The organism is Billgrantia sp. C5P2, from assembly GCF_051062895.2.
In genome coordinates this window covers 2,452,392-2,472,512 of record NZ_CM128542.1, presented here as the reverse complement: position 1 = coordinate 2,472,512, position 20,121 = coordinate 2,452,392, and the positions used below count along the sequence as shown (strand labels likewise).

Genomic DNA, 20,121 nt, shown 5'->3' with positions numbered 1-20,121 from the left:
TGAAGGCTTCTTAAACTTAGTCTCGGCGGGAAATGCTCTCAAGGCGGAGCGGGTAAAAAAACGTAGCGAGACGTCGCCAACTGGCGACGTAAATGCAGGCTGCATAGGCACTTGGAAAAAAAGCGCCCTCCGAGGAGGGCGCTTCGTTCATCGGCTCCGGCACCTGTCGCCAGGCACCATCGATGTTGCGAGCATCGGAGTCGAACCTGATCTTGTCAGACCCGAGGTATCAGGCTTCCTGGGCGACCGGAATCACGTTGGAAGCGGCGTTCTGATATTCCTCGATTTCATGGAAGTTCATGTAACGATAGATCTCGCCGGCCATGGCGTCGAATTCGCCCATGTAACGCTGGTACTCCTCGACGCTCGGCAGGCGACCTTCCACCGCGGCCACCGCCGCCAGTTCCGCCGATGCCAGATACACGTTGGCGCCGTCGCCCAGGCGGTTGGGGAAGTTGCGGGTAGAGGTGGAAACCACGGTGCTCTTGGCGGCGACGCGGGCCTGGTTGCCCATGCACAGCGAGCAGCCCGGCATCTCCATGCGTGCACCGGCGCGGCCGTAGATGCCGTAGTAGCCCTCTTCGGTGAGCTGGTGCTGGTCCATCTTGGTCGGCGGCGCGAGCCACAGGCGCGTCTTCAGGCTGCCGGCGGGCTGCTTCTCGAGCAGCTTGCCGGCAGCGCGGAAGTGGCCGATGTTGGTCATGCACGAACCGATGAAGACCTCGTCGATCTTCTCGCCGGCCACTTCGGAGAGCAGGCGGGCGTCATCCGGGTCGTTCGGGGCGCAGAGCACCGGCTCCTTGAGCGCCTCGAGGTCGATCTCGATGACCTCGGCGTACTCGGCGTCCTTGTCGGCGCGCATCAGGCTCGGGTTGGCCAGCCACGCCTCCATGCCCTGGATGCGGCGCTCGATGGTACGACGGTCGCCGTAGCCGTTGGCGATCATCCACTTGAGCAGGGTGATGTTGGACTTCAGGTACTCGCTCACGCTGTCCTCGGACAGGGTGATGGTACAGCCGGCGGCGGAGCGCTCGGCGGAGGCGTCGGAAAGTTCGAAGGCCTGCTCGACGGTGAGGTCCTCGAGGCCCTCGATCTCCAGCACGCGGCCGGAGAAGGCATTCTTCTTGCCCGACTTCTCGACGGTCAGCAGCCCCTGCTTGATCGCGTAGTAGGGAATCGCGTGGACCAGGTCACGCAGGGTGACGCCGGGCTGGCGCTTGCCCTTGAAACGCACCAGCACGGACTCCGGCATGTCCAGCGGCATCACGCCGGTGGCGGCGGCGAAGGCGACGAGGCCGGAGCCTGCCGGGAAGGAGATGCCCAGCGGGAAACGGGTGTGCGAATCGCCGCCGGTACCCACGGTGTCGGGCAGTAGCATGCGGTTCAGCCAGCTGTGGATGATGCCGTCGCCCGGACGCAGCGAGACGCCGCCGCGGTTCATGATGAAGTCGGGCAGGGTGTGGTGGGTCTCGACGTCGACCGGCTTCGGGTAGGCGGCGGTGTGGCAGAAGGACTGCATCACCAGGTCGGCCTGGAAGCCGAGGCATGCCAGGTCCTTGAGCTCATCGCGGGTCATCGGGCCGGTGGTGTCCTGGGAGCCCACTGTGGCCATCTTCGGCTCGCAGTACATGCCGGGGCGCACGCCTTCCAGACCGCAGGCCTTGCCGACCATCTTCTGGGCCAGGGTGTAGCCCTTGCCGGTGTCGGCGGGCTGCTCCGGCAGGCGGAAGACATTGGAGGGGGCCAGGCCCAGGGACTCGCGCGCCTTGGTGGTCAGGCCTCGGCCGATGATCAGCGGAATACGGCCGCCGGCGCGGACTTCATCGAGGATCAGTTGGGTCTTCAGCTCGAAGGTGCTGACGACCTCATCGGTGCCGTGCTTGCACACCTTGCCTTCGTAGGGGTAGACGTCGATGACGTCGCCCATCTCGAGCTTGGAGACGTCCATCTCGACGGGCAGGGCGCCGGAGTCTTCCATGGTATTGAAGAAGATCGGGGCGATCTTGCCGCCGAAGCAGAAGCCGCCGGCACGCTTGTTGGGCACGTAGGGGATGTCGTCGCCGAAGAACCACAGTACCGAGTTGGTGGCGGACTTGCGCGAGGAGCCGGTACCGACCACATCGCCGACGTAGGCGACCGGGAAGCCCTTGGCCTTCACTTCCTCGATCTGCTTGAGCGGGCCGGTGGTGCCGGGCACTTCGGGATGGATGCCGTCGCGCTCGTTCTTGAGCATGGCGTTGGCGTGCACCGGGATGTCGGGGCGCGACCAGGCGTCAGGCGCGGGGGAGAGATCGTCGGTGTTGGTCTCGCCGGTCACCTTGAAGACGGTGAGGGTGATCTTCTCTTCCAGGGCGGGCTTGGAGAGGAACCACTCGGCGTCGGCCCAGGATTGCATGACGTCCTTGGCCACGGCGTTGCCGGCGCGGGCGCGATCTTCCACGTCGTGGAAGGCATCGAACATCAGCAGGGTGTGCTTGAGCTGCTCGCCGGCCTCCTTGGCCAGCTCGCTGTCGTCCAGCAGCTCGACCAGAGTGGCGATGTTGTAGCCGCCCTGCATGGTGCCCAGCAACTTGACGGCATGCACCTTGTCGACCAGCGGAGACTTGGCTTCGCCCTTGGCAACGGCGGTGAGGAAGCCGGCCTTGACATAAGCGGCCTCGTCGACGCCCGGCGGCACGCGATTGGTCAGCAGATCGAGGATGAACTCTTCTTCGCCAGCGGGCGGGTTCTTCAACAGCTCGATCAGCGCGGCGGCCTGCTCTGCATTCAGGGGCTTCGGCGGGACGCCCTCGGTGGCGCGTTCTTCGACATGTTGGCGATAGGCTTCAAGCACGTTGGGGCCCTCATCTGGTGTGTTGCCCAAAGCAGTTCGATACGGCGACGAACATCGGCGAAAGGACTGCCCTGGCGGGTGAAACAACCGTAGTCACTGGGTGGCGCGATTCTACGGGAAACTGTCGACAATGTTAAGTTGACCCTTTGAGCCACGGCCTAGACTTTGGTCGTCGCAATGTTTGCTGCACTACAGGGTGCCTGCCAGGGCGGGGCGCGTTACCATTGGCTGAATGACCAACGGGGAGAGTGGGATGTGCGCACGTATCGCCTCGCCCTGCGTGGGGCTCTGTTCGACAACGCTGGGCGATCCGGTGTGCCGGGGCTGCCAGCGAACGGATGACGAGATCTGCGTGTGGATGGCGCTTTCCGACGAGCAGCGCAGCCGCCGCATCGCGCAACTGGATGCCCTGCGTGAGCGGGTCGCCGCGCGCTTTCTGCGCGTCACCGACGAAGCCTGCCTCGAAGCGCAACTGCGTCAACACCGTATTCGCTTCCGACCCGAGCAGCCGTCGCTGTCACGTGCGGTGGAACTGCTGCGGGTCGGGCGCGACCGTATTCGCGAGCTGCAGCGCTATGGCTTGGTGCCGCTGGGGAGTGCCGCCGGGCTCAGCGCCGCCGAGTTGCATGCGCGACTCAGCGAGCAGTTGTTGGCAGAGGCGAACGAACGCCGACGCGCCGATCGCGTGCCGGTCTCCAACCGTTGACTGCACGATCCAGAATACCGAGCCTGAACCATGCCAGAGACCTTAGAAGCGACCCTCAACGACGTCGAGCTACCAGCGGACCTGCTCGCCTTCCTTGCCTGCCCCACGCCCGACGCCTGGGTCGAGTGGGCGCTCCAGAACCCCGACCTGCTGCTGATCGACCATGCCCAGTGCGAGAAGAAGGCCGCCTCGACCGCCATGAGTCTGCTCTACCGCTATGTCGACCAGCCGCTGCTGCTGACCAAGATGTCGCAACTGGCGCGCGAGGAGCTGCTGCATTTCGAGCAGGTAGTGAAGTTGATGGAGGCGAGGGGCATCGAATACCGCCATCTCAGCGCTTCGCGCTATGCCGAGGGGCTGCGCCGTCACGTTCGCCCTCAAGATCCGGAGCGCCTGGTCGATATTCTCATCATAGGGGCTTACATCGAGGCGAGAAGCTGCGAGCGTTTCGCCAGGCTGATCCCGCATCTCGATGCCGAGCTGGCCCGATTCTATCGCTCGCTGGTGAAGTCGGAGGGCCGCCACTACGAAGATTATCTCATGCTGGCGCGGTATCTTTCGTCGGATACCATTGACAAGCGGGTGGTTTTCTTTGCCGAATGCGAAGCACAACTAATAGTCACGCCGGACACGGCGTTTCGTTTCCATAGTGGCGTGCCGGCTTGATACCGCCACTTTGCCATGCAGGGTTCCGTCATGCAGGACGCTTCAGTAACCGAGCATAACAGTGACGATGGCGATCATCTGGCGCTGTTCGGCCAGTTCTCGCTGGCATTGGGTGATGATGTACTGACCCAGTTCAGCTATGACAAGGTCAAGGCGCTGCTGGTCTATCTGCTGTTGCACCACCAGCCGGTCAACCGAGCCAGTCTGGCCGAGCTGCTGTGGCCCGATCAGGGGCTCTCCTCCGGACGCACCAACCTGCGCCACGCGCTTCACTGCCTGCGACAGTCGCTGGGTGAGGAAGCCGAGCGCGTGCTGGTCGTTTCACGCCAGACCATTGCCTTCCGGCGGCCCGATGGTTGGCGCTTCGATCTGCACGAACTCCAGCAGCTGCTGGAGGGCGCGCAGGACGTGGCGACCCTCGAGCAGCTCCTGCGGCGCTACCGTGGCGACCTGGTGGAAGAGCTGCAGTTGCCGGCCTGCACCGAGTTCCAGCGTTGGCTGGTGCAACTGCGCAACGAGTGGCGCCAGCGCGTGATCCGCTTTGCCGAAGGTGTGCTCGAGCGCAACGACGAGGTACCGGACGCGCTGCTGCAGACCCTGGTGAGTCGTTTCTCCGGCTATGGGCCGTTCCATGAGCGCCTGGTGCGGCAGCTCGCCGAGCAGGGCCAACTGGCCGCCGCCCACGAGCAGTACAACGCCTACTTGCAGTTGCTGGCGCTCTCCGGCCAGCAGCCCGAGCCCAATTTCCTGCAGCTGGCGCGCTACTGGTCGGATGGCAACCCCGACCTGCAGAGCCTGTCGCCGCAGGGTGCCTTCTCGCGCACCTTGGCGGCCGGAAGTTCACCGCTGCGCGAGGACGAGATCGAGCAGCGCCAGCTATCGGTGATGGCCATTCGCCTGCGCGTCAAGGGTGAGTTCTCGGCCCGTGACGAGATCCGTGCCTGCCTGTCGTTGCAGATCGAACTGATGCGCTGGCTGGAGCAGCAGTGCCATCATCTGGGCGGTTTCTGGTTGCCCGGGGCGACCGGTGGCCTGGGGCTGGCCTGTTTCGGTACTCATGGCCCGGCACACCAGTTGGCCGAGCTGGTGGCGCTCTATGAACATTGCCGGCGTGTGCTGCCCGACGAAGTGGCGCGCCATTGGAGCGGTGAAGACGAGGCCCCACGCATCGAGTTGGCGGCCGGTCTCAACAGTGGTCGTGTCGTCTACTTACCCGAGCGCCAATTGGTCGATCCGCTGGGGCAAGTGACCCAGGGCTCGCTGGATTTGATGTGTGCTGCCGAAGGCAGCGAGCTGGTCATCTCTCAGGAGGCCAGCCAGCACATGCCGCCGGCGCTGGACCTGCAGCCGCGTCTCTCCTCGCGGCTGGTGGCGAGCGACGGCCGCGTGCGGCTGCGTGCACTGGTGCTGGGGCACAACGAAGGCGGTCGTGATGCCATGCCGCCGAGTCTGGTCGGTCGCGAGGCATCGCTGCGCGTACTGCGCGATGCCTTGGCGCGCGCCGGCATCGGCCTGCGTCAGAGCGTGCTAGTGAGGGGCGCTTCCGGCATGGGCAAGTCGGCCCTGATGGTCGGATTCCGTCAGCTCGAGCTGAGCCGCGACGCCGCCATCTGTTGGCAGCCCACCACTCGCCTGTCGGTATTGGAGCCCTATGGCGTTGCACGAGCTCTGCTGCGCTGGCGGCTCGATGGCAAGCTCGACAAGCAAGGGCTCGAGGACTTGATCGGGCAATGCGGGCTCGCGCTGAGTCCGGATCAGTTGGACTTGCTGGGGGAGGCGCTGGGCGTCAAGGAATCGCCCGAAGTGGCGCAACTGGCCAAGAACGGCGAGGCAGTGGACCTGGTGGTGGCACTGCTTTGCAAGGCCATCGAACGGCAGGCCGCCGAGCGTACCCAGGTGCTGATGATCGACGACCTGCAATGGCTCGATGAACCATCGTTTCGTGTCCTGGCGGGCCTGCAGGCGCGTCTGCCGATCAACTGCGCTTTCCTGCTGGTGGCTAGCCATCATGGTCGTGAGACCCTGCCCACACGTCTGCACTGGGACCAGCAGGTCACCCTGAGCCATCTCGATGCGATGCAGTCGTCTCGGCTATTGTCGCAACTGGCCAGGCGCTACCGGCTGCACCTCAGCCCGCGCCTGCGCGGCCAGATCATCGAACGCTGCGACGGCGTGCCGCTCTACATGCAGGAGATCTGCCGGCGTCTGGAGATGGATCGCCGTGAAGGGCGTAGCGTGCAGCTCGATGAGTTGCCCAGAGGATTGCTCGGGCTGCTTGCCGGGCGTATCGACCAGCTCGATGGCGACCGTGAGGTCGCGCACGTGGCCGCGGTGCTGGGGCGTCGTTTTCGTCTCGACTTCCTGGCCGAATGCAGCGGCTGGGAAATGGCCCAGCTCAACCGCGCCTTGGAGCAGATGCGACGGCTCGAGATCATCGAGCCTGCCGGGGGCGAGGGCGGCTGCCGCGAATATCAGTTCAGTCACCAGCTCCTGCAGGAGGCCGCTTATCTTTCCTGTCCCCGTGACGTGCGGGTGCGTATCCATCGTCAGGTCGTCAGCCTGATCGAGGAGCGTTTCCCGATGTGGATCGGCCGGCATCCGGGCGATTTTGCTACCCACCTGCGGCGCAGCGGGCACTATGCTCGCGGCGCACGCTACTTCGAGCTGGCGGCACGCGAGGCGCTCAAGGTCAGCGCCAACCGCACCGCGCTGAAGATGGCCGATTTCGGCCTGGCCAGCCTTCGTCACGTCGAGAACCAGGCGGAGCGCGAGATCAGCTTGTTGACCGTGCGCGGTCAGGCCGCCTTCGCCCTCGAGGGGCACGGTTCGCCTACCGCACATGAAAGCTTCGTACGCGCCCGCGAGCTGCTGGTGGAAAACGGGGGTTGTCATGCCGAGGACGCCGAAGACCTCGAACAGGCCTTTCTGGTCAAGTGGGGGCTGTGGGTAGGTTGCAGCCAGCGCCATGCCCATGCCGATGCCTTCTCGCTCGCCGCCAGCCTGGCTTCCATTGCCGGTCGGCTCGAGGATCCACGCTATCAGCGGCTGGCCGACTACGCCCGGGCCAACTGTGAGTACTGGGCGGGACGCATCCGGCAGGCATTTGAGCACCTCGACGAGATCGCGCCGCTGGAACAGCCGATGATCATCGAGTGGCTGCCGTTCTCCGAGCACCCCCAGGTGGCCGCGGCCTGTTTCCAGGGCTGGGCCATCTGTCTGCGCGGCGACTACCGGCGCGCCGAGCAGCAGGTCGAGGCGGCGATCCGCCTGGCCGAGCGCATCGGCCATCCCGGATCGCTGGCCATGGCGCTGCTGTTTGCCGCTGCGCTCTATCGTCAGCTCGGCCATGTTCACTTGGCGGCCAGGCGTGCCGAACAGGCCGTTGCCCTGACCGAGACTCCCGATCTGCATCTATGGCAGGTGTCGGCGCAGGCTATCCTCGGTTGGCGTCGCGCACTCTCCGGCGACCGAGATGGCCTGAAAATGATGGAGCTGGCTCAGGAGGAGCTGGGCGAGATCACCGGCCGCGACCGCTATCATCGCCCGACGCTATGGTACAGCGATGCCTGCCTGGCGCTCGACGAGCTCAGTCATGCCGAGGATTATCTGGATCAGTGCCTGATGATAGCCCGCGAGCGCAGTACGCTGTTCGTCTCCGAACTGGCGGTACAGCTCGCCCGTGTCCGCGATCGGTTGGGCCGGCCCAAGGAGGAGGTGCGGTTACTGGTCGAGCAGGCGCTGGAGTGTGCGCGTCTGCACGAGAACCGGCATCAGGAGCTGTGTGCACTCGAGGCATGGCTGACGCTGATCGACAACCAGGATGAAGTCGTGCGCGAACAGTTCCGCAGCCTGCTCGACAGCGTGAGCCACAGCGATGCCCCGGTGCTGATTCGCTGGCGCATGTTGCTCGAGCGTCAACTTCCTCAAGTGAGCAGTCCGGAAGGGCGCGTGGCCGTCGGCAACGGCTAGTCTTCTGCGCTGAGCGTGCCGCTCTCCAGGAGGGCGATTCGCTCCAGTGCCTCGGAGCGGTTGTTGCCGCATAGCTCGGGGTCGAAAGCGAATTGTCCGCATACCTTGGGGCGGCGCGCATCACCAAACAGGCGACAAAGGTTGTTCGTGTCGAGCTGCACGCAGCGTTCTCCGGCCGGCTTGCCGTGGGGCATGCCGGGTATCGGCGAGCTGATCGATGGGGCGATGCAGCAGGCGCCACAGCCCGGACGGCAGCCCGCTGGTGCGGGCGTACTCTTCGTGCATTCCCGGCGTGCGGTATCGGTGCTCACGGCCGGGCCTCGGCAATCGCACCCTTGTCGATCCCTTCGAACGCCTGCACTCGCGTTGACCTTCCGGTTTCTTCCGCAATCTGTCGTGCCAGCCAGGCGGCGATGTGTTCGACCGTGGTCGGTGAGTCGAGCACGATGCAGCGTTCCCGTGGCAACCGAAGTTGAAAGCGGCCCTGCTCGGCGCGGTAGCGGCTAGTCAGGCTGGGATATATCTCGGGTTCGGCCTGGTCGACGATGTCGGCCTGGTCGACCAGGTAGCGATCGTCCAGATAGCCGGCCCACTGGGCTTCCAGCTCCGGACAGCGTTCGCCGCGTTGCCAGATGTGCAGGCGTGAACGATGGCCATGGGCGATGCGCTGGCAGTTGCCGGTGTGGTGCTTGAGCCCGTGGCTGTAGGTATAGACGGCGCCGTCGACGACCTCGTCACGCAGGCGCAGCCGTATGTCGCTGACCCGCGGCGGCGGGCGTTTCATCAGCTCACGGGCGAGGGATGCGGCGAGCCGTTCGGGCGTGACCTCCTGCCAGGGCAGCATGGTGAAGGCCTGGCGCGGTGCTCGCACCTCCAGCGTATAGGGCAGCGAGGTGCGTACGCAGATTCCCTCGCTGCATTCACTGATACTGAGGCCGGGAGCCCGGGTCGGCACCAGCAGCGTATGGTCGGCATCGGCATCCAGGCGCGACTTGATCCATGGCTTGACCCGGCCGAAATCGAACAACATGCCATCTTCGCCTAGCTCGCCGTCGAGTTCGGCATCGACGTACCAGCTGACGCCGATCAGGCCGCGCTGAGGGCACCAGAGCGAAGCGTCGAGCTGGGTCAGCCGGTTGACGAATAGGGTCATCAGTCGATTCCCGTGATCTTGTGGGTTTGCAGCGACAGGCGCCATTGTGGATGAGCCAGGCAGTACGCCACGGTCGCGTCCAGGTAGTTGGCTCCGTCAACCAGCGGCGTGGTGTCCATGGGTTGCAGGAAGAAATGCCGGAAGTCGAGCTCGGTGAAGCGTTCGGGATCAGCCTCCGCTTGGGGGTAGACCAGCTTGAGTTCATCGCCGCGGGTCAACTTGAGCGCCGTGTCGGCCTTGGGGCTGACGCAGAGCCAGTCGATGCCGGCAGGTGCGGGCAGGGTGCCGTTGGTTTCGACCGCCACTTCGAAGCCACGTGAATGCATGGCCTCGATCAGTGCCTCGTCGAGCTGCAGCAGCGGCTCGCCGCCGGTAAACACCACATAGGGTGTGGCCGCAGCGTCCTGCTGCGGCCATAGCGCCGTCAGGTGGACGGCGAGCGCGTCGGCATCGACGAAGCGTCCGCCATGCTGACCATCGGTACCGACGAAATCGGTATCGCAGAAGCGACAGGCGGCGCTTGTCCGGTCCTGCTCGCGGCCCGACCACAGGTTGCAGCCGGAAAAGCGACAGAAGACGCTGGCGCGTCCGGCTTGCGCCCCCTCGCCCTGCAGTGAGTAGAAGGCCTCTTTGACGTGATACATCAGCCTTCACCTTCCGATGCGCCGCCGGTATGGGTATCGGGCCGCTGTATGGCGGCAGCATCGGGCTGCGGTGAATAGCCGAGAGGATCCACCGCGCCATTGGCGGCAAAGGCCGCGAGCCGCTCACGACAGCTGCCGCAGCGGCCGCAGGCAAGCGCCTCGCCACGATAGCAGGTCCAGGTGTTGGCGTAGTCGAGCCCCATGGCCAGGCCATCGGCGAGTATCTCCGCCTTGCTGGAGCGCAAGTAGGGCGCATGGATCTCGACCGGCTCGAAGTTGGCGATGCCCGCCACCCTGTTCATGGCGTCGACGAATTCGGGGCGACAGTCGGGGTAGAGCATGTGGTCGCCACCGTGAGCGCCGTAATCGACCCTTCCTGCGCCGATGTTCACCGCCTTGGCGATGGCCAGCGACAGCAGCACCATGTTGCGGTTGGGCACTACCGTGGCGGTGAGGTTCTCCTCGCCGTAGTCGCCTTCCGGCATGTCGCGGCTGGCATCGGTCAGCGCCGAGTTGTCGATCAGGCCGTGAATCGCGCGGATGTCGACCACCTGGTGCGGTATGTCGAGCATGCCACAGACCCTGGCGGCCACTTCGAGTTCGCGGACGTGACGCTGGCCATAGTCGAAGGAGAGTGCGTGAACCTCGCGCCCCTCGCGCAGGGCGCGGTGCAGGACGGTGAAGGAATCCATGCCGCCGGAGTAGATCACCACGGTGGCGTTGGAGGAAGCATTGGGCATAGTGGGACTCTGAGTCGGAGAATTTTTCGTTCCCGCCATGGGCGGTCGCCGGGATCCGGTCCGGCGCGCGTCATTCTACTTGAGCGGAAAAACAAGTGCACGTGGCTTGGTGGTGCTGGCAAAGCCCTCGTGCTGCTATAATCCAGCCCCATATCAGCGCCCAGGCGCTGTCTGGAAAGTCGGCGAGCGAAGGCCAGGCAAGGCAAAAATCGACGAAAGGACGGAGTTTACGGGACGTAAATGAGCACCTAGAGTCGATTTTTAACGCCGTATGGCCGAGCGCAACCAGTTTTCAGGCAGTGACCTCGCCATCGTCCTGACAACGGTGACCTCACATGAAAGCTCCCGAACTGCTCTCCCCGGCGGGGACGTTCAAGAACATGCGTTATGCCTTCGCCTATGGCGCCGATGCCGTCTATGCCGGCCAGCCGCGCTATTCGCTGCGGGTGCGCAACAACGATTTCAAGCTCGACAACCTGCACCGCGGCATCGCCTACGCCCACGAGCGGGGCAGGCAGTTCTACGTAGCGTCGAACATTGCACCGCATAACAGCAAGCTCAAGACCTACCTGCGCGACATGGAGCCGGTGATCGAGGCCGGCCCCGATGCGTTGATCATGTCCGACCCGGGTCTGATCATGATGATTCGCGAGCGCTGGCCCGACCAGGTGATCCATCTCTCGGTGCAGTCCAACGTGGTCAACTGGGCGGCGGCGAAGTTCTGGTACAAGCAGGGTATCAGCCGCATCATCCTGTCGCGGGAATTGTCGCTGGAGGAGATCGCCGAGATCCGTGCCGAATGCCCCGAACTCGAGATCGAGACCTTCGTCCACGGTGCACTGTGCATTGCCTACTCCGGCCGCTGCCTGCTCTCCGGCTATTTCAATCACCGTGACCCCAACCAGGGCACCTGCACCAACGCCTGCCGCTGGCAGTACAACACCGTGGCCGCGGCCCAGGACGAGACCGGCGATCTGGTGCCGGCCAACTCGGCGGCGGCACATGCGGCAAGCGGCGTGTGGACCCCCGGCCAGGGAGGACTGATCGCCTCGGGCGGCGGCAGTACCACCCACAGCACGGCGACGGCCGGCGGTGTGGAGGGGCAGGACGAGCTTTCCGCCTTGATCGAGGACGCCACCCGGCCGGGCGAGCTGATGCCGATCTTCGAGGACGAGCATGGCACCTACATCATGAACTCGAAGGATCTGCGTGCCGTACAACACGTGCCCAGGCTCACTGAAATGGGCGTGACGTCGCTCAAGATCGAGGGGCGTACCAAGTCGCACTACTACGTGGCGCGTACCGCCCAGGTCTATCGTCGCGCCATCGATGACGCCGTGGCCGGTCGCCCCTTCGACATGCGCCTGATGGACGAACTCGACAACCTGGCCAACCGTGGCTACACGGAAGGTTTCTATCGCCGCCACGTCCACGACGAGTACCAGAACTACGAGCGCGGCAACTCGGTCGGTGTGCATCAGCAGTTCGTCGGCGAGGTAATCGGCTACGATCCCGGGCGCGGCGTGCTGGAAGTGGACGTCAAGAACCGCTTCGAGGTGGGCGATGGCATGGAGCTGATGCTGCCCGGCGGCAATCGGCGTTTCACCCTCGAGCACATCGAGAACAAGCGCGGCGAATCGGTGCAGGCGGCGCCGGGCTCGGGCCATGTGGTGCGCATCCCGGTGCCGGGCGAGACCATTTCACCGGAGCGAATCGAATTCGCGCTGTTGATGCGCGACCTGAAGGGTTAACACGGCTCGAGCGAGTACAGGTGTATCGAGCCGACTCGGTAACATGTCTCGGTAGTATCAAGAGGGCGGCCACTTGGTCGCCCTCTTTGCTGACGAGCAAGCTCAGGTGGAGGGGTCGGGCTCCTCGTAATGTCCGACGCCATCACGTCCGCCGTGCTTGACGCTGTACATGGCCTGGTCGGCAGCGTCGACCAGGCCGGTGGCACTCTCGAATTCGCCGTCTTCCATGTCGGCGATGCCGATGGAGGCGGTCACGTGAAGTGGCTGGCCGTCGGCCTGGGCCAAGGGTTGGGTGGCGAGGTATTCGCGGATTCGGTCGGCCAGGATACCGGCATGCTGGCGACGCGTATTGGGCATGATGACGAGAAACTCCTCGCCGCCGTAACGTCCGGCGATATCGCTTTCGCGGACCATGTTGCTGAGCGCCGCGGCGAAGTGGATCAGCACCTCGTCGCCGAAACGATGCCCGAAGCGGTCGTTGATGCGCTTGAAATGGTCGAGGTCGATGAACATGACCGACAGGGGCTGGCGAGCACGCTTGGCGCACTCGAAGTGCTGTTCGAGGCGCTTCTCCAGCCAGGGGCGGTTGGCCAGTTGTGTCAGGTGGTCGGTGCGGTGCTGCTCGTCGAGTATGACGTGGCTGGCATGCAAGGCTTCCAGCTCGCGCTGTTGCTCGGCGAGTCGAATCGTCATCTTCAAGTTCTGCTCGAACAGCAGCTCCTTGGCCTCGGCCAGCAAGTGGGTGCTGTCGATGGCCGGTGGGCAGGTGATCTCGAACAGGCGGGCCAGCGAGGGCAGGCGATGCTGGAGCTCCTGCATTACCGTCATCAGCATGACGATGTCCAGCGATGCGACCGAGGCAAGCTGGCGTAGCAGGGCGCTGAAGGCAGAGGCCGAGTCGGCCGCCAGCCAGCAGTCGGCGATACGACAGGAAAGACGCAGGCAGAGCTTACGCGGATCGCCGTCGACGAGCGGGCCATGGCTGTCGATGATACCGGCCGCGATGGGGCCGGGCACTCCCCAGCTGGCCGCCAGCCAGGCGCCGACCAGGGCGTGGTCGCAGCCGTAGCGCTCGTTCTCGGCCTCGCTCAGCTTCTGGTGCTGACGAAGACCGGGGATATGCGTGGCGTAGTCATCGCCATCCAGGGCTTCGAAGGCCAAGATGCCGATATCCTGCAGCAGCGCGGTGGTGAACAGCTGCGGAGCTTCGTGCGGGCAGAGGTTCTGGGCCAGCTCCTGAGTGGCTGTGGCTGCGATGATGGCACGCTGGCACAGGTATTCGTGATCGAGTACGGCGTTGGCGCCCGGGCGGGGGAGGCCGAAGCTCAGCGCTATCGCCAGGGTGGCATCCAGGCCGATGCGTGAGACACCGTCCAGGCAGGTGGAGACCGGGTTCCCGCCCCGTGAGTACGAGGCGCTATTGGCCATCGAGAGGAGTCGCAGGGTGAGCGCGGGGTCCTGGCCGATGGCGCGGGCATAGTCGGCCAGACACGGCTCGGCAGAGCGCGCCATGGCGATCACGCGAGCCGCTGCCGCCGGCAGGCTAGGCAACGAGCGGCATTCGGCCAGGCGCTGGCTCAGCGTTTCGGGCAAGGGTGGTAGTTGTAGATTGGCGAGACCGGCAACGCCAGATGATTCCTCTACCGATATCCTATCGATCGGCATATCTTTCCCCGCCCATGCTGTTCTTGTTGTCCCCGGCCAAGCCTAGCAGAACGGCCGTTGGCTTAACGTTTGATTGCTTATTGCTTCCTCAACGATGTATCGAGATGGTCGACGACTTCTGCCCAGTCGGCATCCTCTTCCAGTGCCGCTTCGAGGAACTCGGCCTGCGAGGGGTTCCAGAAGGGGGCCTCGTAGAGCGCCATGGTCGAGGGTAGCGGAGCGTGTCGTTCGAGGAAGGCCTTGATCGAAGCGTCATCGGCGGGAAGGCCCAGTTGCTCGAAGAGTTCGCTGAAGGGATGCACGGGATGCTCCATGTCGCTACTCCTTACGCCTGCAGTTTCGGTGGGTTACATTCAACTTAGCCCGGCCGTCGCGGGAAGTCAGCCGATTCTATAGGTCTGTCGAACCGGCGACAGCGGCGGTCAGCGCTCTCCCACCAGTGGGGTGAGGAAGCGGCGGCGGCGCTCCTGCTCGTCCAGTGGCTGAGCGAGGAGATGGACAAGCTTGGTCATGGCGGCCTCCGGGGTCATGGCGTCACCTGAAAGGACGCCGGCCTGCAGCAGCCCCTGTCCGGCAGCGTAATGGCCGGGGGCGATGCCGCCGATAGGGCACTGGCTGATCGCGGCGACCAGCTTGCCCTCACCGCTGGCCCTGGCCAGCACGCCGATCAGCTCGGGGGCAGGTGGGACATTGCCTCCACCCCAGACCTCGAGCAGCGCGCCGCGGACGCGGTCGTCGCTGAGCCAGGCGTCCAACTGCCAGGCCTGGATCCCGGGCCAGAGTACGATTCTGACCATGCCGCCGTCGGCCAACGTCGAGTAATCCGGCAGTTCGAAGCGCGGTGCCCCGCGCTGCTGAGCCTCGAGCCCACGGCCGGGGTAAAGAACCACGTCATCGTCGACACGCTCGCCCAGCACCGGGTAGTTGGGGCTGGCAAAGGCATCGTCGGCTTCGCTATGGGTCTTGCGCGTGCGAATGCCGCGCAGCAGGCGCCCGGCAAAGGCCACGGCGACTTCCTGCAGTTCCGGCTTGGCGGCGTAACGCAGGGCCAGTTCGATGTTGCCGAGTGCGTCGCTGCCTTCGGCTTCGAGGGGATGCATGGCACCGGTGACGACCACGGGACGATCCAGCCCCTGGAGCTGGTAGGCAAGGCTGGAGGCGGTCCACGAAAGGGTATCGGTACCGTGCAGGACGACGATGCCGGAATGCTCGCTCACACACCCGGCAATGGTCTCTCCCAGCCACTGCCAGTCGCGAGGATCGGCCGCGCTGGAGTCGATGGGGGCCTCGATGGACTGAACCGTGAACCGTGGGAGCTGCGCCTGGCGACTTGGGGGCAAGCCGCCCAGGGCTTGTCTGAGCCGTGCCTCGATATTGCCTCCCGGGGCCAGCCCCTCGGCACTGGGCACCATGCCCAGGGTGCCACCGGTGTAGAGCACCAGCACGGGGCGATCGGCTAAGGGAGACTCGTTCATGGCGTTTCCTGTCTTCGAAGCGTCGAGGGTGGGCGCCGAACGGCGCGCAGTGAACGCCAATGATAACGGGAGATGCCGTGGATCTCACTCATCTACCCTGACCCGAACTCCTTCGGCGACCCGCTCGCCGGGATGAGTGATCAACGTCTCGCCCTCGTCTAGGCCTGCGAGTACCTGGGAGACGAGACCCTGGCGTCGCCCCAGCTCCACTTGGCGCCGACTGGACCGCTCCTCCTCGATCACGTAGACCGTCCACTCGCCCTGGTGACGGAACAGCGCGCTGGTGGGGATCTGCAGGATGTCGTCGGCGGTCCAGATCAGGAATTCGGCATCCACGCGAAAGCCGCTGCCAAGACCGAGTGCAGCCAGATCCAGTTCACGGGAGAAGTCCACGATCACCGGTACCCGCTGTTCGTCCACTCCGAGCGCCGAGGTGCGGGTGAAGCCGGAAGGGGCGATGCGCCTGACTTCGCCTCTCAGCGGCTCGCCACCCCAGCCGGTGAGGTTGACGGCCATTCCCGGGCGTAACCTCACGGCGTCCATGGAGAGCAGATCGACCTGGATCTCGAGGTCGTCGAGGCTGCCCAGTTCGAGGATCGGGTCGCCGGCGGCGACACTGCCCTCGCAGCAGCGGTAGCGGTTCAGCACCAGCCCGGTAACTGGGGCGCGGACCCGTAGCTGGGGTTGGTCCGGTTCGCTGCGCTGTCCGCTCGTCACGGCGAGCAGTGCCCTGGCGCTTTCCACCTCGAAGCGGGCAACCTCCACGCCGGAGGCGGCGGAACTGGCCAGGGCGCGTTGGCGGTCGCGCTGGTTCTGACGTTGGTCCAGGTCGGCGGCGGAGATGAGGTTGCGCTGGTGCAGCTGCCGGTAGCGCTCATATTCCGCTTCGGCGAAGCGCTGGTCGGCGCGCGCCGTGTCGAGGTTCGCCTGGGCCGCCTGCAACCGGGCCTGGGCCGCCTGCAAATTGTCTTCGGCCTGCTGGCGGGTGCGTACGTCCAGCGCCGGCGCCGGGCTCGGCTCGAGCTGGAACAGCGTCTGGCCCTGCTCGACGCTGTCCCCCTCCTCGAGGACGACTCGCTGGAGGTAGCCGTCGATGGGTGCCGAGACATTCCAGGTATCACGCAGGCGCGTACGGCCCTCTTCGGTGACTGAATCGACGAACGGGCCCACCGTCACCCGGGCCACGCTGACCGGTACCGGCGAGGGGCGCAGCGCCCAGACCAGCAGCCCGAGCAGCCCCACCCCCAGGACCACCCAGGCCAGGTGACGGGGTATGCGGCGATTCCTCATGGTTCTTTCCTCCGGTGTACTCGTCATGGTTCGTCACTCGACTGCCTTCAGGACCCGCAACTTGTCGAGCCGGCCTAGCCGCCGGAAGACCAGTGCGCCAACCAGTAGCGAAGCGACGATCACCCCGGCGGCGGCGAAGCCGAAGATCTGCGGGGTGAAGACCAGTGGCATGCGGTAGAGGTCATTGCTGAAAGCTCTCTGGAGCAGGCGAATGAAGACGATGCCGATGGCCCATCCCAGCGGAATCGCCGCCAGGGTGAGCAGCGCTGTCTCGCCGAGCAGTATTCGCGCCACTTCTGCACGCCTGTAGCCCAGCACCTGCAGGGTCGCCAGCTCACGGGCGCGCTCGGCGAAGGCGATTCGGGCGTTGTTGTAGACCACGCCGAATGCGATGGACGAGGCGATGCCGACGAAGATCACCGCGACCACCAGCAGCGTCTCATCCATATAGTCGCGAATACCCCGTTCGGCCTGGGAAAGCAGGCCGATGGCTGCCACGGTGGGCATCTCCCATAGCGCAGCATGCAGTTCGTCCGTCCGCGACGAGTCGCTCAACAGCCAGGCGCCGCTGATGGTGGGGCCCTCGCGCAGCAGGGTGTTGAGGGTGTCTCGGCGTAGATAGGCGCCGACCCCCAGGGGTTCGTCCACGATAGCCGTCAGCGGCAGTGTCACGCGCTCGCGCCGCCCCTCCAGAATGGCGACTTCGAGTTCGTCGCCGACCCTGGCGTCGAGCAGCTCGGCCAGATGACGCGTCAGCATGACCCCGGTCTCGGGTAGGGATTGAGGGCGGCCGCTATGGTCGAGGACCCGGCGCAATCGAGGTGGGGATTCCATTCCCAGCAGGCTGGTGCGGTACTGGCGGTGGCCATGGATCAGGGTCACGGGGATCCGGCGCCAGGTCTCCACTGCCAGCACGCCGGGCTGATGACGCAGCTCTCCGGCGGCACTGGCCGAGGTGGGCTCGTTGAAGGTAAGCTCGACATCCATCTGCAGCACCTCTCGGTACTGCTGGTCAATCATCTCGTTGACCGCGGCGAGCTGGTAGGCGCCGATCATCAACAACCCCGCCGACAGGGCAATGCCCAGCATCGAAAAGCCGGCCTTGAGCGGGTGGCGGGTCAGGTTGCGTACCACGATGCGTCCTTCGTTGCCGAGCAGGCATGCCGGAACCAGGCGTTCCAGCCAATGGCGGCGAAAGCGGTGAGGCGCAGGGGGGCGCATGGCCTCGGCGGGTGGGCGATTGACCGCCCGCCATACCGCCAGCCAAGTGCCGGACAGGGCGGCACCCAGGGTCACCAGCAGTGACAGGGCCAATGCCCAGGCGGGCACGCCGAAGCGCATCTCGGGGAAGCGGAAATAATCCCGGTAGACCCCTGCCATACCGCTTGCCGCCCAGGCCCCCAGCGCCACGCCCAGCGCCCAGCCGAGCAGCACGATCGAGGCCGCCAGCAAGCCGAAGTGCCGAGCCAGTTCGCTATTGCGGTAGCCGAAGGCCTTGAGTACCGCCAACTGCTCACGCTGGGTCTGGATGATGCGTCCCATGACGACGTTGAGCAGGAAGGCCGACACCGACAGGAAGATGACCGGCAGCACGACTGCCGTGATGCGCTGCTGGTTCAACTCCTCCTCGATGAAGCGATGCGACTGCTGGTCGTGACGCGGCTGGGCGCCGAGTGCACCATAGCGCGCCAAGGCCAGGTCGAGCGCCTCGATGACGTCGGCTTCGCGGGCTCCTGCCTGCAGGGTTAGCGTCAGGCTGTTGAAGGCTCCATCCATGCCGTAGGCCCTCGAAAGGGCCCGCCCGTTCATCCACAGTACGGCGTAGCGCCGATAGTCCGGCATCAGGTCGGTAGGGGCGGCTTGAAAGAGAAACTCTGGGCTCAGGGCCACGCCGGCAAGGGTCAGGCGAGTGCGCCGGCCGTTGATGATCGCTTCCAGCGTGTCGCCAGGCGCCAGGCCATGGGCCTCGGCGAAGGCATCCGACACCACGACCTGATCGTCGCGGCCGGCTTCCGGCAGGCCGCCCGCCAGCAGATGGAGCTGATTAAGCAGCGGCTGACGTCCGTCGGGCAGCGAAAGCAACTGGCCACGCACGGGGTCGCCGTAGCCGGGAACCGCCAGGCGTATGGTGGCTCGGACCCTCGGCTCGATCAGGTTGACGCCCTCGAGCCGCTGCAGTTGCTCAATCACCCCCAGCGGCGCGCGCTTGACCTCGACGAACAGCTCGGCGAAATGATGGCTAGCGTAGAAGCGCTCCCGGGCCCCGGCCAGGGCCTCCAGGGTGGTCACGGAAAGAATCAGGGTCATGACGCCGCTGGCGATGACCATTGCGATGGCCAGCACCTGTCCCTTGAGGCGCCACAGGTCGCGATAGAGCTTCCGGTCGAGTGTCTGCATGGGGAACGTTACCAGCGCAACGCCTTGGGACTGCGGCGTTCGGCGTTGACCTGCAACTGGTCGACCCTGCCGTCCCGCAAGCGAATGATGCGGTCTGCCATCTCGCCGATCACCTCGTTGTGGGTGATGATCGCCACGCTGGTGCCGGTGTCGCGATTGATTCTCTCGAGTACCTCCAGCACGCGAATGCCTGTCTGGAAGTCGAGAGCCCCGGTGGGCTCGTCGCACAGCAACACATCGGGCTGTTTGGCCACGGCGCGGGCGATGGCCACCCGCTGTTGCTCGCCACCCGACAGCTGCGAGGGGAAGTGGTCGAGGCGGTGCTCGAGACCTACCAGGGCAAGGGCCTCCTCGGGGGACAAGGGGTTGCGGCTGATGTCGGTGACGATGGCGACGTTCTCCCGCGCGGTGAGGCTCGAGATCAGGTTGTAGAACTGGAACACGAAGCCCACATGGTGGCGGCGAAAGCGCGTCAGCTCGCGCTGGCTGGCCGCTGCCAGGTCGAGCTCACGCGGCTCGGCTGCAGGCTGCGAAACGGCTGGGTCTCGTGAGCCAGGGAAGTAGACGAGGGAACCCTGGCTGGGGCTGTCGAGGCCGCCGAGGATGTTGAGCAGCGTCGACTTGCCCGAGCCCGAGGCGCCCAGCATTACCACCAGTTCACCCTGGTACAGCTCCAGGTCGACGCCACGGAGCGCCTGGATGGTGATTTCACCCATCTGGTAGAAGCGCTTCAGATCACGAGCCTGGAACACGATTTCTGGCATGACAAGTGACCTGACGAAGGGGGCTACCCGCTAGGCTAGCATGCCCTAATGCCCTGGCATGCTTGATC

General features: G+C 65.1%; 15 protein-coding genes. 4 read left to right on the top strand and 11 right to left on the bottom strand.

Going from position 1 to position 20,121, the window contains the following annotated elements:
- Nucleotides 1-229 precede the first annotated feature (229 nt).
- Entirely contained in the window at nucleotides 230-2,833 is a 2,604-nt protein-coding gene (gene acnB / locus ACRWQA_RS11360; RefSeq protein ID WP_434228494.1) for a bifunctional aconitate hydratase 2/2-methylisocitrate dehydratase, read from the bottom strand.
- Between the two features lie 253 nt (nucleotides 2,834-3,086).
- On the opposite strand from acnB, the gene ACRWQA_RS11355 reads away from it, so the two are divergent.
- From ACRWQA_RS11355 to ACRWQA_RS11345, 3 genes are read left to right on the top strand one after another with little or no spacing between them, the layout of a single operon-like run.
- Nucleotides 3,087-3,539, top strand: a complete 453-nt coding sequence (locus ACRWQA_RS11355; protein WP_263583764.1) for a DUF1289 domain-containing protein — start codon at nucleotides 3,087-3,089, stop codon at nucleotides 3,537-3,539.
- A 30-nt stretch (nucleotides 3,540-3,569) separates the two neighbouring features.
- On the top strand, nucleotides 3,570-4,205 hold the full coding sequence (locus ACRWQA_RS11350; RefSeq protein ID WP_263583765.1) for a MiaE family protein: 636 nt from the start codon (nucleotides 3,570-3,572) through the stop codon (nucleotides 4,203-4,205).
- Nucleotides 4,206-4,235: 30 nt separating this feature from the next.
- Nucleotides 4,236-8,174, top strand: coding sequence for an ATP-binding protein (locus ACRWQA_RS11345; protein WP_263583766.1), 3,939 nt, complete (start codon nucleotides 4,236-4,238; stop codon nucleotides 8,172-8,174).
- Here ACRWQA_RS11345 and ACRWQA_RS11340 read toward each other — a convergent pair.
- From ACRWQA_RS11340 to queC, 4 genes are read right to left on the bottom strand one after another with little or no spacing between them, the layout of a single operon-like run.
- Entirely contained in the window at nucleotides 8,171-8,485 is a 315-nt protein-coding gene (locus tag ACRWQA_RS11340; protein ID WP_263583767.1) for a YkgJ family cysteine cluster protein, read from the bottom strand. The genes ACRWQA_RS11345 and ACRWQA_RS11340 overlap by 4 nt on opposite strands.
- Entirely contained in the window at nucleotides 8,482-9,327 is an 846-nt protein-coding gene (locus tag ACRWQA_RS11335; protein ID WP_434228491.1) for a 6-carboxytetrahydropterin synthase, read from the bottom strand. The genes ACRWQA_RS11340 and ACRWQA_RS11335 overlap by 4 nt, the downstream gene beginning before the upstream one ends.
- Nucleotides 9,327-9,971 carry a 7-carboxy-7-deazaguanine synthase gene (gene queE / locus ACRWQA_RS11330; protein ID WP_434228489.1) on the bottom strand — a complete coding sequence of 215 codons (645 nt, stop codon included), beginning with the start codon at nucleotides 9,969-9,971 and terminating at the stop codon, nucleotides 9,327-9,329. Before queE ends, ACRWQA_RS11335 begins: the two co-directional genes overlap by 1 nt.
- Nucleotides 9,971-10,711: a 7-cyano-7-deazaguanine synthase QueC gene (gene queC, locus ACRWQA_RS11325; RefSeq protein ID WP_434228487.1), complete on the bottom strand. Its 741-nt coding sequence runs from the start codon at nucleotides 10,709-10,711 to the stop codon at nucleotides 9,971-9,973. The genes queE and queC overlap by 1 nt, the downstream gene beginning before the upstream one ends.
- Before the next feature lie 335 nt (nucleotides 10,712-11,046).
- On the opposite strand from queC, the gene trhP reads away from it, so the two are divergent.
- Entirely contained in the window at nucleotides 11,047-12,462 is a 1,416-nt protein-coding gene (gene trhP / locus ACRWQA_RS11320) for a prephenate-dependent tRNA uridine(34) hydroxylase TrhP (RefSeq protein WP_434228485.1), read from the top strand.
- Nucleotides 12,463-12,564: 102 nt separating this feature from the next.
- Here the strand turns inward: trhP and ACRWQA_RS11315 are convergent, their stop codons facing one another.
- The 6 genes from ACRWQA_RS11315 to ACRWQA_RS11290 all read right to left on the bottom strand — a co-directional run bounded on the left by ACRWQA_RS11315 (nucleotide 12,565) and on the right by ACRWQA_RS11290 (nucleotide 20,053).
- Nucleotides 12,565-14,127 (bottom strand): sensor domain-containing diguanylate cyclase, encoded by a 1,563-nt coding sequence (locus ACRWQA_RS11315; RefSeq protein WP_263583772.1) that lies wholly within the window; start codon nucleotides 14,125-14,127, stop codon nucleotides 12,565-12,567.
- Between the two features lie 77 nt (nucleotides 14,128-14,204).
- Nucleotides 14,205-14,441 (bottom strand): DUF2789 domain-containing protein, encoded by a 237-nt coding sequence (locus tag ACRWQA_RS11310; RefSeq protein WP_263583773.1) that lies wholly within the window; start codon nucleotides 14,439-14,441, stop codon nucleotides 14,205-14,207.
- A 108-nt stretch (nucleotides 14,442-14,549) separates the two neighbouring features.
- Nucleotides 14,550-15,602 (bottom strand): asparaginase, encoded by a 1,053-nt coding sequence (locus ACRWQA_RS11305; protein WP_434228482.1) that lies wholly within the window; start codon nucleotides 15,600-15,602, stop codon nucleotides 14,550-14,552.
- A gap of 84 nt (nucleotides 15,603-15,686) precedes the next feature.
- Nucleotides 15,687-16,892: an efflux RND transporter periplasmic adaptor subunit gene (locus ACRWQA_RS11300; RefSeq protein ID WP_434228480.1), complete on the bottom strand. Its 1,206-nt coding sequence runs from the start codon at nucleotides 16,890-16,892 to the stop codon at nucleotides 15,687-15,689.
- A gap of 33 nt (nucleotides 16,893-16,925) precedes the next feature.
- The gene (locus tag ACRWQA_RS11295; RefSeq protein WP_434228479.1) at nucleotides 16,926-19,289 is read right to left on the bottom strand and encodes an ABC transporter permease; all 2,364 of its coding nucleotides are present in this window, start codon (nucleotides 19,287-19,289) and stop codon (nucleotides 16,926-16,928) included.
- An 8-nt stretch (nucleotides 19,290-19,297) separates the two neighbouring features.
- Entirely contained in the window at nucleotides 19,298-20,053 is a 756-nt protein-coding gene (locus ACRWQA_RS11290; protein WP_434228478.1) for an ABC transporter ATP-binding protein, read from the bottom strand.
- Between the last annotated feature and the right edge of the window lie 68 nt (nucleotides 20,054-20,121).

Bases quoted from the DNA above. Each gene is read 5' to 3' on its own strand.
- ACRWQA_RS11355 (WP_263583764.1), top strand. From the start codon at position 3,087: ATGTGCGCACGTATCGCCTCGCCCTGCGTGGGGCTCTGTTCGACAACG.
- ACRWQA_RS11350 (WP_263583765.1), top strand. From the start codon at position 3,570: ATGCCAGAGACCTTAGAAGCGACCCTCAACGACGTCGAGCTACCAGCG.
- ACRWQA_RS11345 (WP_263583766.1), top strand. From the start codon at position 4,236: ATGCAGGACGCTTCAGTAACCGAGCATAACAGTGACGATGGCGATCAT.
- ACRWQA_RS11335 (WP_434228491.1), bottom strand. From the start codon at position 9,327: ATGACCCTATTCGTCAACCGGCTGACCCAGCTCGACGCTTCGCTCTGG.
- queE (WP_434228489.1), bottom strand. From the start codon at position 9,971: ATGTATCACGTCAAAGAGGCCTTCTACTCACTGCAGGGCGAGGGGGCG.
- queC (WP_434228487.1), bottom strand. From the start codon at position 10,711: ATGCCCAATGCTTCCTCCAACGCCACCGTGGTGATCTACTCCGGCGGC.
- trhP (WP_434228485.1), top strand. From the start codon at position 11,047: ATGAAAGCTCCCGAACTGCTCTCCCCGGCGGGGACGTTCAAGAACATG.
- ACRWQA_RS11315 (WP_263583772.1), bottom strand. From the start codon at position 14,127: ATGCCGATCGATAGGATATCGGTAGAGGAATCATCTGGCGTTGCCGGT.
- ACRWQA_RS11310 (WP_263583773.1), bottom strand. From the start codon at position 14,441: ATGGAGCATCCCGTGCATCCCTTCAGCGAACTCTTCGAGCAACTGGGC.
- ACRWQA_RS11305 (WP_434228482.1), bottom strand. From the start codon at position 15,602: ATGAACGAGTCTCCCTTAGCCGATCGCCCCGTGCTGGTGCTCTACACC.
- ACRWQA_RS11300 (WP_434228480.1), bottom strand. From the start codon at position 16,892: ATGAGGAATCGCCGCATACCCCGTCACCTGGCCTGGGTGGTCCTGGGG.
- ACRWQA_RS11295 (WP_434228479.1), bottom strand. From the start codon at position 19,289: ATGCAGACACTCGACCGGAAGCTCTATCGCGACCTGTGGCGCCTCAAG.
- ACRWQA_RS11290 (WP_434228478.1), bottom strand. From the start codon at position 20,053: ATGCCAGAAATCGTGTTCCAGGCTCGTGATCTGAAGCGCTTCTACCAG.